This is a genomic window from Pseudomonas sp. LY-1 (assembly GCF_053502595.1).
In genome coordinates, this window is the sequence record NZ_CP094353.1 from 3,133,826 (window position 1) to 3,150,365 (window position 16,540).

Here is a 16,540-nt window from a genome sequence, read left to right on the forward strand (position 1 = left end):
AAATGGCTGAACGCTTCCTAAATAAAACTTCATGTTGGCAAAACTGACACAGTTTTCATAAAACCCGCCTACTCCGATGTGCGGGCTTGCCTGCGATGAAGGCGTGTCAATCGGCGGCTACGGTGACGGATCCTCCGTCAGTCGTCGAAGCCCACCTGCTCATGAATCTCATCCACCTTCAACTCCAGGCGATACGCCACCGCAATGAACAGCGCCTGGCACAGGCACAACGTGGCGCTCAACGAACGGAAGGCAAACGACGAGCCTTCATTGACCAACAGCACTGCGTTCGCGCGCTTGGCCAGGGGCGACAGGTTGCTGTCGGTAATGATCAGGGTCTTGGCCTGGTGGTGCTGGGCGATACGCAGGCAGTGCTGGGTTTCTTTGCCGTAGGGCGTGAAGCTGATGGCGATCACCAAGTCATTGGCGCGCACGCTGCGCATCTGCTCGCGGTAGCTGCCGCCCAGGCCTGAGATCAGGTGGATGCGCTTGTTGGTGTGTTGCAGGTTGTAGACCAGGTAATCGGCCACCGCAAACGAACGGCGCACGCCAACCACGTAGATGTTGTCGGCGTTGACCACCAGGTCGACGGCTTTTTCGAACGCCGCGTCATCCAGTTCCAGGCCCAGGCGCTCGATGCCCGAAAGCGTGGCATTGACACACTCGCGCGCCAGGTCGCCGCCGCTGGCCTTCTGCGACTTGTTGGCGATCATGCTGCGGATGCGCTGCTGATAGTTCTGCACCGGCGTGGTCTTGTGGGTGTACGCCTCGCGAAACAGCGCCTGCATCTCACTGAACCCGCTGAAGCCGAAACGCTGGGAGAACCGCACGATGGCCGACGGATGCACTTCGCATTCGCGGGCGATGTCGCTGATGCGGTCGACCATGATCCGGTCGCTCTGCTGGCTCATGTAGCTGGCGATGCGCTTGAGCTGGCGTGGCAGGCTTTCGTATTCGTCGGTGATCAGCTGCAACAGGCGTTCGGCATTGATCGCAGGGCTGGCGAGAGTGTCTTGGGAAGCGGTCTCGGGCGTGGCCGGCTGATCGGTGCGGGACATGGGCAATCCTTCTGGCGGGTTCATCTGGTGCGCTGATGGTGGGTGCAAGTCTACAGGGTAGGCGCAAAAAAATACCCCGGCATGCGCCAGCGAGTGGGCGGCTGAAACGATGCACTGTCGCTGGCGTGCCCCTATCCTGACGTATTGGAAAAAATATTCTACCAAAAATAATTATGGAATAAATATTGATTGGGCTCGCTGAACGTTCTAGTCTGCTCCCACCAAGAGCGTGTGCCGTCGCCACGGCGGCACAACGCAGGCTGATAAAAATAACAGGAGCCAGCATGGGCCAGACTCGTTTTGCCAGTGGGCGTCAATTGGATCTGATTTGCCTCGGGCGCCTAGGCGTCGACCTCTATGCGCAGCAAGTCGGTGCGCGGCTTGAGGATGTGTCCAGCTTTGCCAAGTACCTCGGCGGTTCTTCCGCCAACATTGCCTTCGGCACCGCGCGCCTGGGCCTCAAGTCGGCGATGTTGAGCCGGGTAGGGGACGACCATATGGGCCGGTTCCTGACGGAATCCCTGGTCCGTGAAGGCTGCGATGTCAGCGGCATCAAGGTCGACCCGCAACGCCTTACCGCGCTGGTGCTGCTGGGCCTCAAGGACCGCGAAACCTTCCCCCTGGTGTTCTACCGCGAAAACTGCGCCGACATGGCCCTGCGCGCCGAAGACATCAGCGAAGCCTTTATCGCCTCGAGCAAGGCCCTGCTGATCACCGGCACGCATTTCTCCACCGACGCTGTGTACAAGGCCAGCGTCCAGGCCCTGGATTACGCGACCAAACACAACGTCCAGCGCGTGCTCGACATCGACTACCGCCCGGTGCTGTGGGGCCTGGCGGGCAAGGCCGATGGCGAAACCCGGTTTGTCGCCGACCAGAGCGTCAGCCAGCACGTGCAGAGCATCCTGCCGCGCTTCGACCTGATCGTCGGTACTGAAGAAGAGTTCCTGATCGCCGGCGGCAGTGAAGATTTGCTCAGCGCCCTGCGCACCGTCCGTGAACTGACCCCGGCGACCCTGGTGGTCAAGCTCGGCCCGCAGGGCTGCACGGTGATCCACGGCGCGATCCCGGCCCGTTTGGACGAGGGGGCGATCTACCCCGGCGTGCGCGTTGAAGTGCTTAACGTGCTGGGCGCCGGCGATGCGTTCATGGCGGGCTTTCTCAGCGGCTGGCTGAACGATGCCAGCGACGCGCGATGCAGCCAGTTGGCCAATGCCTGCGGCGGCCTGGTGGTGTCGCGCCACGCCTGCGCACCGGCCATGCCGACGCCGGCCGAACTGGATTACCTGTTCAACAGCCCGGTGCCGATCACCCGCCCCGATCAAGACGTGACCCTGCAGCGCCTGCATCGGGTCACGGTGCCACGCAAGGCCTGGAAGCAACTGTTCGTGTTCGCCTTCGACCATCGCTGGCAATTGATCGACCTGGCGCAACGCGGCGGCCAGGACCCGAGCCGCATCAGCGCGATCAAGCAGCTGTTTATCCAGGCCGTCGAACGCGTGGAGAAGACGCTGCGCGGGCAGGGCGTCGAGGCCGATGTCGGTTTGCTCGCCGACCAGCGCTTCGGCCAGGACGCGCTCAACGCCGCCAGCGGTCGCGGCTGGTGGATCGCACGCCCGGTGGAGGTGCAGAACTCGCGGCCCCTGGCGTTCGAACACGGCCGTTCGATCGGCAGCAACTTGATCGCCTGGCCCCAGGAGCAAATCATCAAATGCCTGGTGCAATACCACCCCGATGACGAACCGCTGCTGCGCCTGGAACAGGAAGCGCAACTCAAGGCGGTGTACGAGGCTTCGCTGGTCAGCGGGCATGAACTGTTGCTGGAAGTCATCCCGCCCAAGGATCACCCCTCGACCTACCCCGATGTGCTCTACCGCAGCCTCAAGCGCCTGTACAACCTGGGTATCTACCCGGCGTGGTGGAAAATCGAGGCACAGTCGGCCGAGGACTGGACAAAACTCGACGAACTGATCGAGGAACGCGACCCGTACTGCCGCGGTGTGGTGCTGCTGGGCCTGAATGCGTCGGCCGAACACCTGGCCGAGGGCTTCCGCCAAGCCAGCCAGAGTCGCACCTGCCGTGGTTTTGCCGTGGGACGCACGATTTTCCAGGAGCCGAGTCGCGCGTGGATGGCGGGGGAGATTGATGACGAGACCCTGATCCGCCAAGTCCGGGCCACTTTCGAGCAATTGATCAGTGCCTGGTGCAGTGCCAGAGGCTGAACGCAGTTCTTAATTTGAAATGTAATCCAATGTGGGAGGGAGCTTGCTCCCGAAGGCGGTGGTGCAGTTACAGAAGTGTTGCCTGACACACTGCCATCGGGAGCAAGCTCCCTCCCACATAATGCAGATCTCAGTGATACCTGAAAATAATAAAGGTGCAGCCATGCCCGCAATCCGAATTGGCATCAACCCGATCTCCTGGAGCAACGACGACCTGCCGGCCCTGGGCGGCGAAACGCCCCTGAGCACGGCGTTGAGCGAAGGCAAGCAGATCGGCTACGAAGGTTTTGAACTCAACGGCAAATTCCCCAAGGACGCCAAGGGCGTCGCCGATGTGTTGCGCCCCTACGACCTGGCGCTGGTCTCCGGTTGGTACTCCAGCCGTCTGGCCCAGCGGTCGGTGGCGGAGGAAATCGAAGCCATCGCCGCTCACGTCGAGTTGCTCAAACACAATGGCGCCACGGTGTTGGTCTACGGCGAAGTGGCCGATTCGATCCAGGGCTCCCGCATCCGCCTGATCGAACGCCCGCGTTTCCACAGTGAGCAGGCCTGGCAGGACTATGCCGACAAGCTCACCGAGCTGGCGCGCTTTACCCTGTCCCAGGGCGTGCGCCTGGCCTACCACCACCATATGGGCGCCTATGTCGAATCGCCGGAGGACATCGATCAACTGATGCGCCGCACCGGCCCCGAAGTCGGCCTGCTGTTCGATTCGGGCCATTGCTACATGGGCGGCGGCGAACCCCTCGACGTACTGCGCAAACACATCGACCGCGTGTGCCATGTGCATTTCAAGGACGTGCGCAAAGCGGTGGTGCAACTGGCGCGCAACCAGATGTGGAGCTTCCCCGACTGCATCGTCAACGGCACCTTCACCGTGCCGGGTGACGGCGATATCGACTTTGCCGCGTTGCTCGACGTGCTGCTGGCCGCGCATTACCGAGGCTGGCTGGTGGTCGAAGCCGAGCAGGACCCGGCTGTCGCGCCGAGCTATATCTATGCGAAAAAAGGTTATGACACCTTGCGTGCGCTGCTGAACGAGAGGACGGGGCAATGAGCTTGCTGGTCAAGAGCAATAAGCGCGGGCAAACCATGGTCGCCCTCGAAGCGGGCCGCCTGGCCTACGTCGGCTTTGCCGCCTACCGCCTGAGCCTGGGCGAAACCCTGCCAGTCACCGCCGGCGACCAGGAGCTGTGCCTGGTGCTGCTCAGCGGCCGGGTGACGATCGAAGGCGACGGTTTTAGCTGGCAGAACCTCGGCGATCGTCAGTCGGTGTTTGAAGACAAATCGCCCTTTGCCGCTTACCTGCCGCCGGGCACCGACGCCCAGGTGACGGCATTGAGCGACGTGCAGCTCGCGGTCTGCGCCGCGCCTGGCGCGACGGGTTTCGCGCCACGCTTGATCCGCCCCGAACAGTGCAAGCGCAGCGTGCGCGGCAAAGGCGCCAACACCCGTTACGTGTGCGACATCCTGCCCGACAGCGAGCCCGCCCACTCCTTGCTGGTGGTGGAAGTCCGCACGCCGTCCGGGCATTCGTCGAGCTACCCGCCGCACAAGCACGACACCGACGACCTGCCGCACCAGAGCTTTCTCGAAGAAACCTATTACCACCAGGTCAACCCGCCCCAGGGCTTCGTGTTCCAGCGGGTGTACACCGACGATCGCAGCATCGATGAGGCCATGGCCGTGGAAAACAGCGACCTGGTGGTGGTGCCCAAGGGGTACCACCCGGTGAGCGTGCCGTATGGCTACGAGTCCTACTACCTCAACGTAATGGCCGGCCCCAAGCGCGCCTGGCATTTTCATAACGACCCGCAGCACAGTTGGCTGCTGGACCTTTAAGGGGCGCGACATGACCACCACTCGTTTGACCATGGCCCAGGCCCTGGTGAAATTTCTGGATAACCAATACATCGAAGTTGATGGTGTGCAGAGCAAGTTCGTGGCCGGGGTGTTCACGATTTTCGGCCACGGCAACGTGCTCGGCCTGGGTCAGGCGCTGGAGCAGGACAGCGGCGACCTGGTGGTGCATCAGGGCCGCAACGAGCAAGGCATGGCCCACGCCGCCATCGGGTTTGCCAAACAGCACCTGCGCCGCAAGATCTACGCGTGTACCGCGTCGGTCGGCCCGGGGGCGGCGAATATGCTGACCGCTGCCGCGACTGCCACGGCCAACCGCATTCCGTTGCTGCTATTGCCTGGCGATGTCTACGCCAGCCGCCAGCCCGACCCGGTGCTGCAACAGATCGAGCAGTTTCATGACCTGAGCATCAGCACCAACGACGCCTTCCGCTCGGTGAGCAAATACTGGGACCGCATCAACCGCCCCGAGCAATTGATGAGCGCGGCGATCCATGCCATGCGCGTGCTCACCGACCCGGCCGAAACCGGTGCCGTCACCCTGGCGCTGCCGCAGGACGTGCAAGCCGAGGCCTGGGATTACCCGGATTACTTCCTGCAAAAACGTGTCCATCGCCTCGATCGGCGCCCGCCCACCGAGGCGATGATCGGCGATGCCGTGGCGGCCTTCGAGGGCAAGCGCAAGCCGTTGATCATCTGCGGTGGCGGGGTCAAGTACTCCGGGGCGAATGCGGCCCTACAGGCATTTGCCGAACGCTTCGAGATTCCCTTCGCCGAAACCCAGGCGGGCAAGAGTGCGGTGCTGTCCAGCCATCCGCTGAACGTCGGCGGGATCGGCGAAACCGGCTGCCTGGCCGCGAACCTGTTGGCCGCCGAGGCCGACCTGATCATCGGGATCGGCACGCGCTACACCGATTTCACCACGTCGTCGAAGTCGTTGTTCAAGCACGCCGAGGTGCGGTTCCTCAACCTCAACATCAGCTCCGGCGATGCGTTGAAACTCGATGGCGTGCAAGTGCTGGCGGATGCACGAGTCGCCCTTGAGGCATTGGCCGCAGCGCTGGGCGATTATCGCGCCGGTTGGGGCGAGCAGGTGCGCGATGCCAGGGCGCAACTGGATGCTGAAGTCGACCGGGTGCATCAGTTGGAATACGCCGGCGACGACTTCGTCCCCGAGGTCGACGACCACCTCGACCGCGGCGTGCTACGCGAATTTATCGAGCTGACCGGTTCGTGCCTGACCCAAAGCCGGGTCCTCGGCGTGCTCAACCAGGTGCTGGCCGACGACGCGATCATCGTCGCCGCCGCCGGCAGCCTGCCCGGCGACCTGCAGCGCAGCTGGCGCAGCAAGGGCGTCAACACTTACCACGTCGAGTACGGTTATTCGTGCATGGGCTACGAGATCAACGCCGCCCTCGGCGTGAAACTCGCCGAGCCGACGCGCGAGGTCTATGCGCTGGTCGGCGATGGCTCCTACATGATGCTGCACTCGGAGCTGGCCACCTCGATCCAGGAGCGCCGCAAGATCAACGTGGTGCTGCTGGACAACATGGCTTTCGGTTGCATCAACAACCTGCAGATCGGCAACGGCATGGACAGCTTCGGCACCGAGTTCCGCTACCGCAACCCCGAGAGCGGCAAGCTCGACGGCGGCCTGGTGCCGGTGGATTTCGCCATGAGTGCGGCGGCCTACGGTTGCAAGACTTACAAGGTCAGCAGCGTCGAACAGCTCGAAGCGGCGCTGGCCGATGCGCGCACGCAAACGGTGTCGACGCTGATCGATATCAAGGTGCTGCCCAAGACCATGATCCACGGCTACCTGTCGTGGTGGCGGGTGGGTGTGGCGCAGGTCTCCACCAGCGAACGCACCAACGCGGCGGCGAAAAAACTCAATGAACAGCTGGCCAAGGCCCGGCAGTACTAATAACAAGAGGAGTGAATGTATGTCGTTGAAGCTGGGTGTTATCGGTACGGGCGCTATCGGCCGGGACCATATTCGTCGTTGCAGCCAGACCTTGCTCAACAGCCAGGTGGTGGCGGTGACCGACATCGACCTGGAGCAGGCCGCCAAGGTGGTGGCGGATCTGAAACTGGACGCCGAGGTGTATCCGGACGGCCATGCGCTGATCCGTTCGCCTCAAGTCGAAGCCATTCTCGTCACTTCCTGGGGCCCGAGCCATGAGGCATTCGTGCTCGCCGCCATCGAGGCGGGCAAACCGGTGTTCTGCGAAAAACCCCTGGCGGTCACCGCCGAAGGCTGTCGCAGGATCGTCGAGGCCGAAGTGGCGAACGGCAAGCGCCTGGTGCAAGTGGGCTTCATGCGCCCCTATGACGAAGGTTATCGCGCCCTCAAAGCGGTGATCGACAGCGGCCGGATCGGCGAGCCGCTGATGCTGCACTGCGCGCACCGCAACCCGCGGGTGGGTGAGAACTACAAGACCGACATGGCGATCACCGACACCCTGATCCACGAGCTGGACGTGTTGCGTTGGCTGCTCGACGACGACTATGTGTCGGTGCAAGTGGTGTTCCCGCGCAAGACCAGCAAGGCCCTGGCCCATCTGCGCGATCCGCAGATCGTGCTGCTGGAAACCGCCAAGGGCACGCGCATCGATGTGGAAGTGTTTGTGAACTGCCAGTACGGCTACGACATTCAGTGCGAAGTGGTGGGGGAGACCGGTATCGCCAAGCTGCCGGAGCCGTCGCAGGTGCAATTGCGCAGCGAGGCCAAGCTGTCCAATGCGATTCTGATGGACTGGAAAGACCGCTTTATCGGCGCCTATGACGTCGAGTTGCAGGCGTTCATCGACAGCGTGCGCGCCGGGCAAGTGGGCGGGCCGTCGGCGTGGGATGGGTTTGCAGCGGCAGTCGCGGCGGATGCGTGTATCGAGGCCCAAGGCAGTGGGCAAATTGTCCAAGTCAGCCTGCCTGAGCGTCCGCGCTTCTACGGCTGACACGCGGTCAATGTGGGAGGGGGCTTGCCCCCGATAGCAGCGGGTCAGCTAATGAATCTGGATCTGATCCACCGCCATCGGGGGCAAGCCCCCTCCCACAGTTGGACTGGGTTTGCACTTCAATGAAGGAGTGAATGTATGCGAATTGGACTGGTCGGCTATGGCCACGGAGGGCGCTTCTTTCATGCGCCACTGACTGCAACCCTGCCTTCTACGGCTAACACTCGGTCAATGTGGGAGGGGGCAAGCCCCCTCCCACAGTTGGATTGGGTATGCACTTCAATAAAGGAGTGAATGTATGCGAATTGGACTGGTCGGCTATGGCCATGGAGGGCGCTTCTTTCATGCGCCACTGATTGCAACCCTGCCCGGCGCTACTTTTGTTGGTGTGGTGACTCGCTCACCCGAGCGCCGTCAGCAATTGAGCACTGATCTTCCAGGGGTTAAAGCCTTTGACAGCATCGGCCAGATCGTCGAGGCCGGCGTTGACGCCCTGGTGATTTCCACCACGCTTAAAGGTCGCCCGGCGCTGGTGCTGGAGGCCATCGAGCACGGCGTCGCCGTGGTCAGCGATAAACCTTTCGCCGCCAACGCCGAGCAGGCCCGGGTGCTGATCACCGCGGCTGAACGCCAGGGCGTGTTGCTCAGCGTCTACCAGAACCGGCGCTGGGATTCGGATTTCCTGACCTTGCGCAAACTGATCGACGCCGGCGCCCTCGGCGCTGTCACCCGGTTTGAATCCCGCGTCGAGCGTTTCAGCCCGCAATCGGTGGGCAATGCCAGCGGCGGCGGCTGGCTGCGTGACCTGGGCAGCCATCTGGTGGATCAGGCGCTGCAACTGTTCGGCCCGGTGGATCGGGTTTTCGCGCAACTGCACTACAGCGCCGAACACCCCAGCATCGACCACGGCTTCTTTGTCTCCCTGACCCACGCCAACGGGGTGATTTCCCACCTGTGGGGCAACGCCTTGCAGAACAGCCCCGCACCGCGCTTGCGGGTCAGCGGCGCCCTGGGTTGCTACACCGTCGACGGGTTGGACGGTCAGGAAGACGCCCTGATGGCCGGCAAGTCGCCCAAAACCGAGGGCGAGCACTGGGGGGCCGAGGAGCACCGCCGCTGGGGCTGGTTCGAACAAGGCCCCGAGCGCGAGCGTGTGCCGTCGGAAAAAGGCTGCTGGACCCAGTTCTATCGCCAGTGGCAGGCCGCCGTGCAAGGGCAGGGGCCGCTGCCGGTGGACGCCTACGAGGCGTTGGAAACCACAAGGATATTGGACGCCGCACGCCTGAGCGCCGAGCGCCAGCAAGTGGTTTCGACAAAAATAGAATAAAATTCTAAAACAGGTTGATATAGAAATTATTTTCCAATAAAGTCTTTTCCAGGTTGCATAAAGTACGTTCCGGACTCGATCCCGACGACTCAACAAAAACAAGATCAAAAACAACCAGGTACCGTCAGATGAAAATCTTCAACGCTGTACTGCGAGTTTTACGCCCAGCCCTTGCGCCACGCGGTCTGCCCCGCACCCGGCCGTTTTACTTCTCCTTCCTCAACGTGCTGTGCGTCGAAAACCAAGGCGCCCTGGTGTGCTGCATTCCGGGAGCACCGCTCGTCCGCCTGCCGTCATCCTCGCTCTGAAAAACGCAACGTCCAAAAAACCAACAAGAAAGTGGAGACAGACCGTTCATGAAGACCCCGATCCGTTTTACCGCGCTGGCGTTGTCCCTGCTGCTGGCCAGCGGTTTTGCCATGGCTGCCGATCTGAAGATCGGCGTGAGCATGTCGCAGTTCGATGACACCTACCTGACCAATGTGCGTGAGTACATGGACAAGCAAGCCAAGGCCTACCCCAAGGGCGATGGCGTGCAACTGCAGTTCGAAGACGCGCGCGCCGACGTGGTCAAGCAATTGAGCCAGGTCGAGAACTTCATCAGCCAGAAGGTCGACGCGATCATCGTCAACCCGGTGGACACGGCGTCCACGGCGCGGATCAGCAAGTCGGCGCTCGAAGCGGGTATTCCGCTGGTCTATGTCAACCGCCGACCTGACCAGAAAGACCTGCCCAAAGGCGTGGCGGCCGTGACCTCCGATGATGAAGAGGCCGGCAGGCTGCAAATGCAGTACATCGCCGAAAAACTGGGGGGCAAGGGCAAGGTGGTGATCCTGCTCGGTGACCTGGCGAACAACTCCACCACCAACCGGACCAAGGGCATCAAAGAAGTCCTGGCCAAGTACCCGCAGATCAAGATCGAGCAGGAACAGACCGGCATCTGGCTGCGTGACCGCGGGATGACCCTGGTCAACGATTGGTTGACCCAGGGCCGCGAATTCAATGCCGTGCTGGCCAACAACGACGAAATGGCGATTGGCGCGGCCATGGCGTTGAAGTCGGCCGGCACCAAGCCGGGCAGCGTCTTGATTGCAGGGGTCGACGGCACGCCGGACGGCTTGAATGCGATCACCAAGGGCGAAATGACCGTGTCGGTGTTCCAGGATGCCAAGGGCCAGGCAGTCGGCTCGGTGGAGGCGGCGCGCAAGATGGCGAAGAAGGAAGCGATCGAGCAGAACATTGTCATCCCGTTCAAGCTGATCACCCCGGACAACGTCAAAGACTTCAAGTAGCCCTTACATCACAACAATAAGCCGGCAGGGCGGTCGTGCCCGCCCTGTCGATGGAGTACCGCCCTATGCTTGCTCAAGCCACTGTCTCGCAGCCGCCCGGTATCCAGCCGTCGCTGCTGGAAGAACCGTACCTGCTGGAAATCCTCAACATCAGCAAAGGCTTTCCCGGTGTGGTGGCCCTGGCCGATGTACAACTGCGTGTGCGCCCAGGCTCGGTGCTGGCGCTGATGGGCGAGAACGGCGCGGGCAAGTCGACCCTGATGAAAATCATCGCCGGCATCTACCAGCCCGACGCTGGGGAAATCCGCCTGCGCGGCAAGCCGATTGTGTTTGAGACGCCGCTGGCCGCGCAAAAGGCCGGGATCGCGATGATCCACCAGGAACTCAACCTGATGCCGCACATGAGCATCGCCGAGAATATCTGGATCGGCCGCGAGCAGCTCAACAGCCTGCGCATGGTCAACCACCGCGAAATGCACCGCTGCACCGCCCAATTGCTCGCCCGCCTGCGCATCAACCTCGACCCCGAGGAGCAGGTGGGCAACCTGAGCATCGCCGAGCGGCAGATGGTCGAGATTGCCAAGGCGGTGTCCTACGATTCCGACATCCTGATCATGGATGAGCCGACGTCCGCCATCACCGAGAAGGAAGTCGCCCACCTGTTTTCGATCATTGCCGACCTCAAGGCCCAGGGCAAAGGCATCGTCTACATCACGCACAAGATGAATGAAGTGTTCGCCATCGCCGATGAAGTGGCGGTGTTTCGCGACGGCCAGTACATCGGCCTGCAGCGCGCCGACAGCATGAACAGCGACAGCCTGATCTCGATGATGGTCGGCCGTGAACTGAGCCAGTTGTTCCCGGTGCGCGAAACGCCCATCGGCGAGTTGCTGCTGTCGGTGCGCGACCTGGGCCTGGACGGCGTGTTCAACAACGTCTCGTTCGACCTGCATGCCGGCGAGATCCTTGGCATCGCCGGGCTGATGGGCTCGGGCCGCACCAACGTGGCGGAAGCCCTTTTTGGCATCAGCCCAAGCACTCGCGGGCAGATAACCCTCGATGGCAAGGCGCTGCGTATCACCGACCCGCACATGGCCATCGACAAAGGCTTTGCGCTGCTGACCGAGGATCGCAAGCTCAGCGGGCTGTTCCCGTGCCTGTCGGTCCTGGAAAACATGGAAATGGCGGTGTTGCCGCATTACTCGGGCAACGGGTTTATCCAGCAGAAAGCCCTGCGTGCGCTGTGCGAAGACATGTGCAAGAAGCTGCGGGTGAAAACCCCGTCCCTGGAGCAATGCATCGACACCTTGTCCGGCGGCAATCAGCAGAAAGCCCTGCTGGCGCGCTGGCTGATGACCAACCCGCGCCTGCTGATCCTCGACGAGCCGACCCGTGGCATCGATGTCGGCGCCAAGGCCGAGATCTACCGTTTGATTGCGTTCCTCGCCAGCGAGGGCATGGCGGTGATCATGATTTCCTCGGAGCTGCCTGAAGTGCTGGGTATGAGCGACCGGGTGATGGTGATGCATGAAGGCGAACTGATGGGCACCCTGGACCGTGCAGACGCGACCCAGGAAAAAGTCATGCAGCTGGCCTCCGGTATGACCGCGGTCCACTGACGAACAGCCGCGCGGGCCTGCGGTTGGCCCGCGCCATAGAATAAAAAGGTGATTGGCTATGAACGCAATAACAGACAACAAGCCTGCCACGGCAGCGGTCAAGCACCGTCGGCGCTTGCCCACCGAGCTGAGCATCTTCCTGGTGCTGATCGGCATCGGCCTGGTGTTTGAGCTGTTTGGCTGGATCGTGCGAGACCAGAGCTTCCTGATGAACTCCCAGCGCCTGGTGCTGATGATCCTGCAAGTGTCGATCATCGGCCTGCTGGCCATCGGTGTGACCCAGGTGATCATCACCACCGGGATCGATTTGTCTTCCGGCTCGGTCTTGGCATTATCGGCGATGATCGCTGCCAGTCTTGCGCAAACATCTGATTTTTCCCGTGCGGTGTTTCCGTCCCTGACCGACCTGCCGGTGTGGATTCCGGTGGTGGCGGGGCTCGGCGTGGGGCTGCTGGCGGGCGCGATCAACGGCAGCATTATCGCGGTGACCGGTATCCCGCCGTTTATCGCAACGCTGGGGATGATGGTGTCGGCCCGTGGCCTGGCGCGTTACTACACCGAAGGCCAGCCAGTGAGCATGCTCTCGGATTCCTACACGGCCATCGGGCATGGCGCGATGCCGGTGATCATCTTTCTGGTGGTGGCGGTGATCTTCCATATCGCCCTGCGCTACACCAAGTACGGTAAGTACACCTACGCCATCGGCGGCAATATGCAGGCGGCGCGCACCTCGGGGATCAACGTCAAGCGCCACCTGATCATCGTCTACAGCATCGCCGGGCTCCTGGCGGGCCTGGCCGGTGTGGTGGCCTCGGCGCGTGCCGCCACCGGCCAGGCCGGCATGGGCATGTCCTACGAACTGGATGCGATTGCCGCAGCGGTGATCGGCGGCACCAGCCTGGCCGGCGGAGTAGGGCGCATCACCGGCACCGTGATCGGCGCGCTGATCCTTGGGGTGATGGCCAGCGGGTTTACCTTTGTCGGGGTCGACGCGTATATCCAGGACATCATCAAGGGCCTGATTATCGTGGCGGCGGTGGTGATCGACCAATATCGCAACAAGCGCAAGCTAAAACGCTGACGCAGTGCAAAATGTGGGAGGGGGCTTGCTCCCTCCCACATTCAGGCCTGTATTCGTCAGATCCAACCGTTTGTCTTCTATATAGCTCCACAACACTGAATTTCTTGCTATAAACACACTCCGATGACCATTCGCCAAGCCCGTCCTGGTGCCTTTGGGGGTTATCTTGGAAAAAATGCCTGTCTTTTCAGTTGCTGCGCCCTCAAGTCGGCCTTAGACTGCCGCCCCTCGTAAATTGAGTGCCGGGTGGCGCTTGGAATGGATGGCGCCTTTCCGAGACCTGCAGAGGTTGACCGGAACGCTCCCTTATTCGCCTTAATGCACGTATTTTTTATAGAGAAATCAATGACAAAGGAAAAGTTGCTGGCCATGCCGGCGGATGACTACATGAATGCCGAACAGCACGCTTTTTTCGAGCAGTTGCTGCAAGACATGAAAGTGGAACACCACGAGCGCATTGAACAGAACCGCATCGCCATTGAGAGCCTGGACACCCCGGCCGACCCGGCGGATGCCGCCTCCGTGGAAGAAGAGCGCACCTGGTTGGTGAATGCCATTGATCGCGACCAGCGCATGCTGCCGCAACTGGAGCGCGCACTGGAGCGCATCAAGGAAGATTCCTTTGGCTGGTGCGATGACAGCGGCGAGCCTATCGGCCTCAAGCGCCTGCTGATCAGTCCGACCACCAAGTACTGCATCGAAGCGCAAGAGCGCCACGAGCAGATCGACAAGCACCAGCGTCAAGCCTGATGCGCTGAAGCTGGGGGGCGAGTACTGCGCTCCCCAGGGAAAATACCCGTTACGCCCGCTATATTGATCTGTTGCAAGCTCCCCCACTAAAGGCCCATGGATAATGGCCTGATAGTGGCGTTTAATGCAGAGACAATAATGACAAGCAGTGGGGTGACGAAGATGGCTGGAGACGGATCTCTGATGGGCGCAGCAGTGCCACCGCACGCGGTGGTGCGCGGGTTGCCCGGCTGGCTGACGCCGCTTTTGCAGAGCACCGCCGTGGTGCTGGTCCTGCTCGGCCTTGCGTTTGCCAGCCTGCCGATTTATCTCTGCCTGACACTGGCCTTGCTGGTGATCTGGCTGCCTCGCCTGAAAAAACGCACACCCAGCGCGGCGCCGTCCGAAGCGGTCGATGCGATTGGCGACCTGACCCGCGACCTGTCCTATACCACCAGTCATAACGCCTTGTCGGCGGCCGGCGTGGCCTATTCGGTCAAGCAACTGGCTGCGCGCCTGCAGTCGCAGTTGAGCGCTGCCCAGCAGATCGTCAACAGCGCCGAAGTGATGATCGGCACCGAACAAGTCACCTCCCAACTCAGTCACCAGGCGCTGGGCGCCGCCAGCCAGGCGCATCAGCGCAGTACCGAGGGCCGCGAAGTGCTGGCCCAGTCGATCACCCGCATGCACCAACTCAGCCAGCGCGCGAATGCCAGCCGCGAGATGATTGAAGCCCTGAGCCAGCGCAGCGAGGAAATCCAGCGGGTGACCCTGGTGATCCAGTCCATCGCCAGCCAGACCAACCTGCTGGCCTTGAACGCCGCCATCGAAGCCGCGCGTGCTGGCGAGCATGGGCGCGGGTTTGCCGTGGTGGCCGATGAAGTCCGCGGGCTGGCCGGCCGTACCGCCACCGCCACCGAGGAAGTCGGGGTGATGGTGGCCGATATCCAGCAACGCACCGGCCAGGTGGTGGAGCAGATTCGCCAACTGTCGGCGGACCTGCACACCGGCGTGGAGCAGGTGGAACACGCCGGTGAGCAGTTGCAGAACATCGCCAGCCTGGCCGCGGATGTCGAAGCGCAGGTCAACGAAATCGCCCAAGGCACCGAGACCAATCGGGCGCAACTCGACAGCCTGTTCCATGCCGTGGAGCAAATGCGCAGCGACCTGACGGTGAGCGACGAGCAAACCCGTCAACTGGCCGATGCCGCCGTGCAAATGGAAGGGCAGGCCGAAACCATCAGCGAACGCCTGGCCGCCGTCGGGCTGGATGACTATCACCAGCGCGTCTACGACCTCGCCCGCGAAGGCGCGAGCCGCATCGCCGAACAGTTCGAGGCCGATGTACTGCAAAACCGCGTCAGCCTGGAGGATCTGTTCGACCGCAACTACGCGGCGATCCCCAACACCCACCCCAGCAAGTACCACACGCGTTTTGACAGCTACACCGATCAGGTTTTGCCGGCGATTCAAGAGGCGCTGTTGCCGCGACACGAAGGTTTGGTATTTGCCATCGCCTGTACGCAACAGGGGTATGTGCCGACACACAACAAGGCGTTTTCCCAACCCTTGACCGGCGATGTACAGGTGGATGCGTTACAGAATCGCACCAAGCGCAAGTTCGACGACCGTACCGGGATTCGCTGTGGCAGCCATCAGCAAGCGGTACTGTTGCAGACTTACACCCGCGATACCGGTGAGTTGATGCACGACTTGTCGGTGCCGATCATGGTCAAGGGCCGGCATTGGGGCGGGTTGCGCCTGGGCTATAAACCCGAAGGCACGAACGCCAGGCACTAGAGATTGTTGCTGTTTGCGCAATAGAGCTATCCAGGGGATAGCTTTTTCTGACGGGAGGAAAAACGTAGCATGGCCGCCGTTGTTAGTTAGCTAACGATTGTTGCGGAGAAGCTCCATGCAAAACAAAGTCGATGTCGCTGTGATGATTGGCAGTGGCGTACCCAAAACCCTGCGTGCGTTGGGTCAGAAGGCTTGTTGGGTCGTGCTGCTCAACGGTGAGCAGCGTGGCACCGCCTTCGCCAGCCGTGATGAAGCCGAGGAGTGCAGGGCCGCCTGGCAAGCGCTGTTGCGCATGGAACAGTCAGACAGCCTGCATTGAGGGGCGTTATTGCGCTTGGTGCAGACGCTGGTTCAGTTCATCCACGGCCATCGCCCATTCAGCGTCTTCCCGAAGTTCTTCCTTGAGAAACCGAGCCTGCTGGGGCGTCCAGAAGGGCGCGTCGATCAGCTTGACGTCGTCGGCCAAAGGATGGGCAGCGATAAACGCGTCGATGTCCTTCGGGGTGGAATCCAGGCCCAGTTGATCAAACAGGGTTTCAAGGGTTGGTACTGGCGCATCCATATCGTTCTCCATGCCGGTTTTTGGGGGGGTATGCAT

At 61.7% G+C, this 16,540-nt stretch carries 15 protein-coding genes; 13 read left to right on the forward strand and 2 right to left on the reverse strand.

Annotated elements, in window-relative coordinates; genetic code table 11:
- Positions 1 to 137: 137 nt before the first annotated feature.
- On the reverse strand, positions 138 to 1,058 hold the full coding sequence (locus tag MOQ67_RS14360) for a MurR/RpiR family transcriptional regulator (RefSeq protein WP_017846562.1): 921 nt from the start codon (positions 1,056 to 1,058) through the stop codon (positions 138 to 140).
- Between the two features lie 284 nt (positions 1,059 to 1,342).
- Between MOQ67_RS14360 and MOQ67_RS14365 the strand changes: the two genes are divergently transcribed.
- The 13 genes from MOQ67_RS14365 (at position 1,343) to MOQ67_RS14425 (ending at position 16,261) form a co-directional block, all read left to right on the forward strand.
- Positions 1,343 to 3,280, forward strand: a complete 1,938-nt coding sequence (locus MOQ67_RS14365; RefSeq protein WP_198717827.1) for a bifunctional 5-dehydro-2-deoxygluconokinase/5-dehydro-2-deoxyphosphogluconate aldolase — start codon at positions 1,343 to 1,345, stop codon at positions 3,278 to 3,280.
- Between the two features lie 163 nt (positions 3,281 to 3,443).
- Positions 3,444 to 4,337, forward strand: a complete 894-nt coding sequence (gene iolE / locus MOQ67_RS14370) for a myo-inosose-2 dehydratase (RefSeq protein WP_046489005.1) — start codon at positions 3,444 to 3,446, stop codon at positions 4,335 to 4,337.
- A complete protein-coding gene (iolB, locus tag MOQ67_RS14375) occupies positions 4,334 to 5,122 on the forward strand; it encodes a 5-deoxy-glucuronate isomerase (RefSeq protein WP_046489003.1) in 789 nt (262 codons plus the stop codon). Before iolE ends, iolB begins: the two co-directional genes overlap by 4 nt.
- Before the next feature lie 10 nt (positions 5,123 to 5,132).
- Positions 5,133 to 7,064, forward strand: a complete 1,932-nt coding sequence (gene iolD / locus MOQ67_RS14380) for a 3D-(3,5/4)-trihydroxycyclohexane-1,2-dione acylhydrolase (decyclizing) (RefSeq protein WP_198717826.1) — start codon at positions 5,133 to 5,135, stop codon at positions 7,062 to 7,064.
- A 19-nt stretch (positions 7,065 to 7,083) separates the two neighbouring features.
- Positions 7,084 to 8,094, forward strand: a complete 1,011-nt coding sequence (locus MOQ67_RS14385) for a Gfo/Idh/MocA family protein (protein ID WP_198717825.1) — start codon at positions 7,084 to 7,086, stop codon at positions 8,092 to 8,094.
- Positions 8,095 to 8,392: 298 nt separating this feature from the next.
- Entirely contained in the window at positions 8,393 to 9,421 is a 1,029-nt protein-coding gene (locus MOQ67_RS14390) for a Gfo/Idh/MocA family protein (RefSeq protein ID WP_198717824.1), read from the forward strand.
- 128 nt (positions 9,422 to 9,549) lie between these two features.
- Positions 9,550 to 9,729, forward strand: coding sequence for a hypothetical protein (locus tag MOQ67_RS14395; RefSeq protein ID WP_079444050.1), 180 nt, complete (start codon positions 9,550 to 9,552; stop codon positions 9,727 to 9,729).
- A gap of 48 nt (positions 9,730 to 9,777) precedes the next feature.
- On the forward strand, positions 9,778 to 10,713 hold the full coding sequence (locus tag MOQ67_RS14400) for a sugar ABC transporter substrate-binding protein (RefSeq protein WP_017846555.1): 936 nt from the start codon (positions 9,778 to 9,780) through the stop codon (positions 10,711 to 10,713).
- Between the two features lie 65 nt (positions 10,714 to 10,778).
- Entirely contained in the window at positions 10,779 to 12,332 is a 1,554-nt protein-coding gene (locus tag MOQ67_RS14405; RefSeq protein ID WP_017846554.1) for a sugar ABC transporter ATP-binding protein, read from the forward strand.
- Positions 12,333 to 12,390: 58 nt separating this feature from the next.
- A complete protein-coding gene (locus tag MOQ67_RS14410; protein ID WP_017846553.1) occupies positions 12,391 to 13,413 on the forward strand; it encodes an ABC transporter permease in 1,023 nt (340 codons plus the stop codon).
- A gap of 345 nt (positions 13,414 to 13,758) precedes the next feature.
- Positions 13,759 to 14,163 carry a TraR/DksA family transcriptional regulator gene (locus tag MOQ67_RS14415; RefSeq protein WP_010564800.1) on the forward strand — a complete coding sequence of 135 codons (405 nt, stop codon included), beginning with the start codon at positions 13,759 to 13,761 and terminating at the stop codon, positions 14,161 to 14,163.
- 546 nt (positions 14,164 to 14,709) lie between these two features.
- Complete coding sequence (locus MOQ67_RS14420) at positions 14,710 to 15,942, forward strand: methyl-accepting chemotaxis protein (protein ID WP_416146731.1); 1,233 nt, start codon at positions 14,710 to 14,712, stop codon at positions 15,940 to 15,942.
- A 115-nt stretch (positions 15,943 to 16,057) separates the two neighbouring features.
- Positions 16,058 to 16,261, forward strand: coding sequence for a hypothetical protein (locus MOQ67_RS14425; protein ID WP_104903346.1), 204 nt, complete (start codon positions 16,058 to 16,060; stop codon positions 16,259 to 16,261).
- Between the two features lie 6 nt (positions 16,262 to 16,267).
- On the opposite strand, the gene MOQ67_RS14430 is transcribed toward MOQ67_RS14425, so the two are convergent.
- Complete coding sequence (locus tag MOQ67_RS14430; RefSeq protein ID WP_198717822.1) at positions 16,268 to 16,504, reverse strand: DUF2789 domain-containing protein; 237 nt, start codon at positions 16,502 to 16,504, stop codon at positions 16,268 to 16,270.
- Between the last annotated feature and the right edge of the window lie 36 nt (positions 16,505 to 16,540).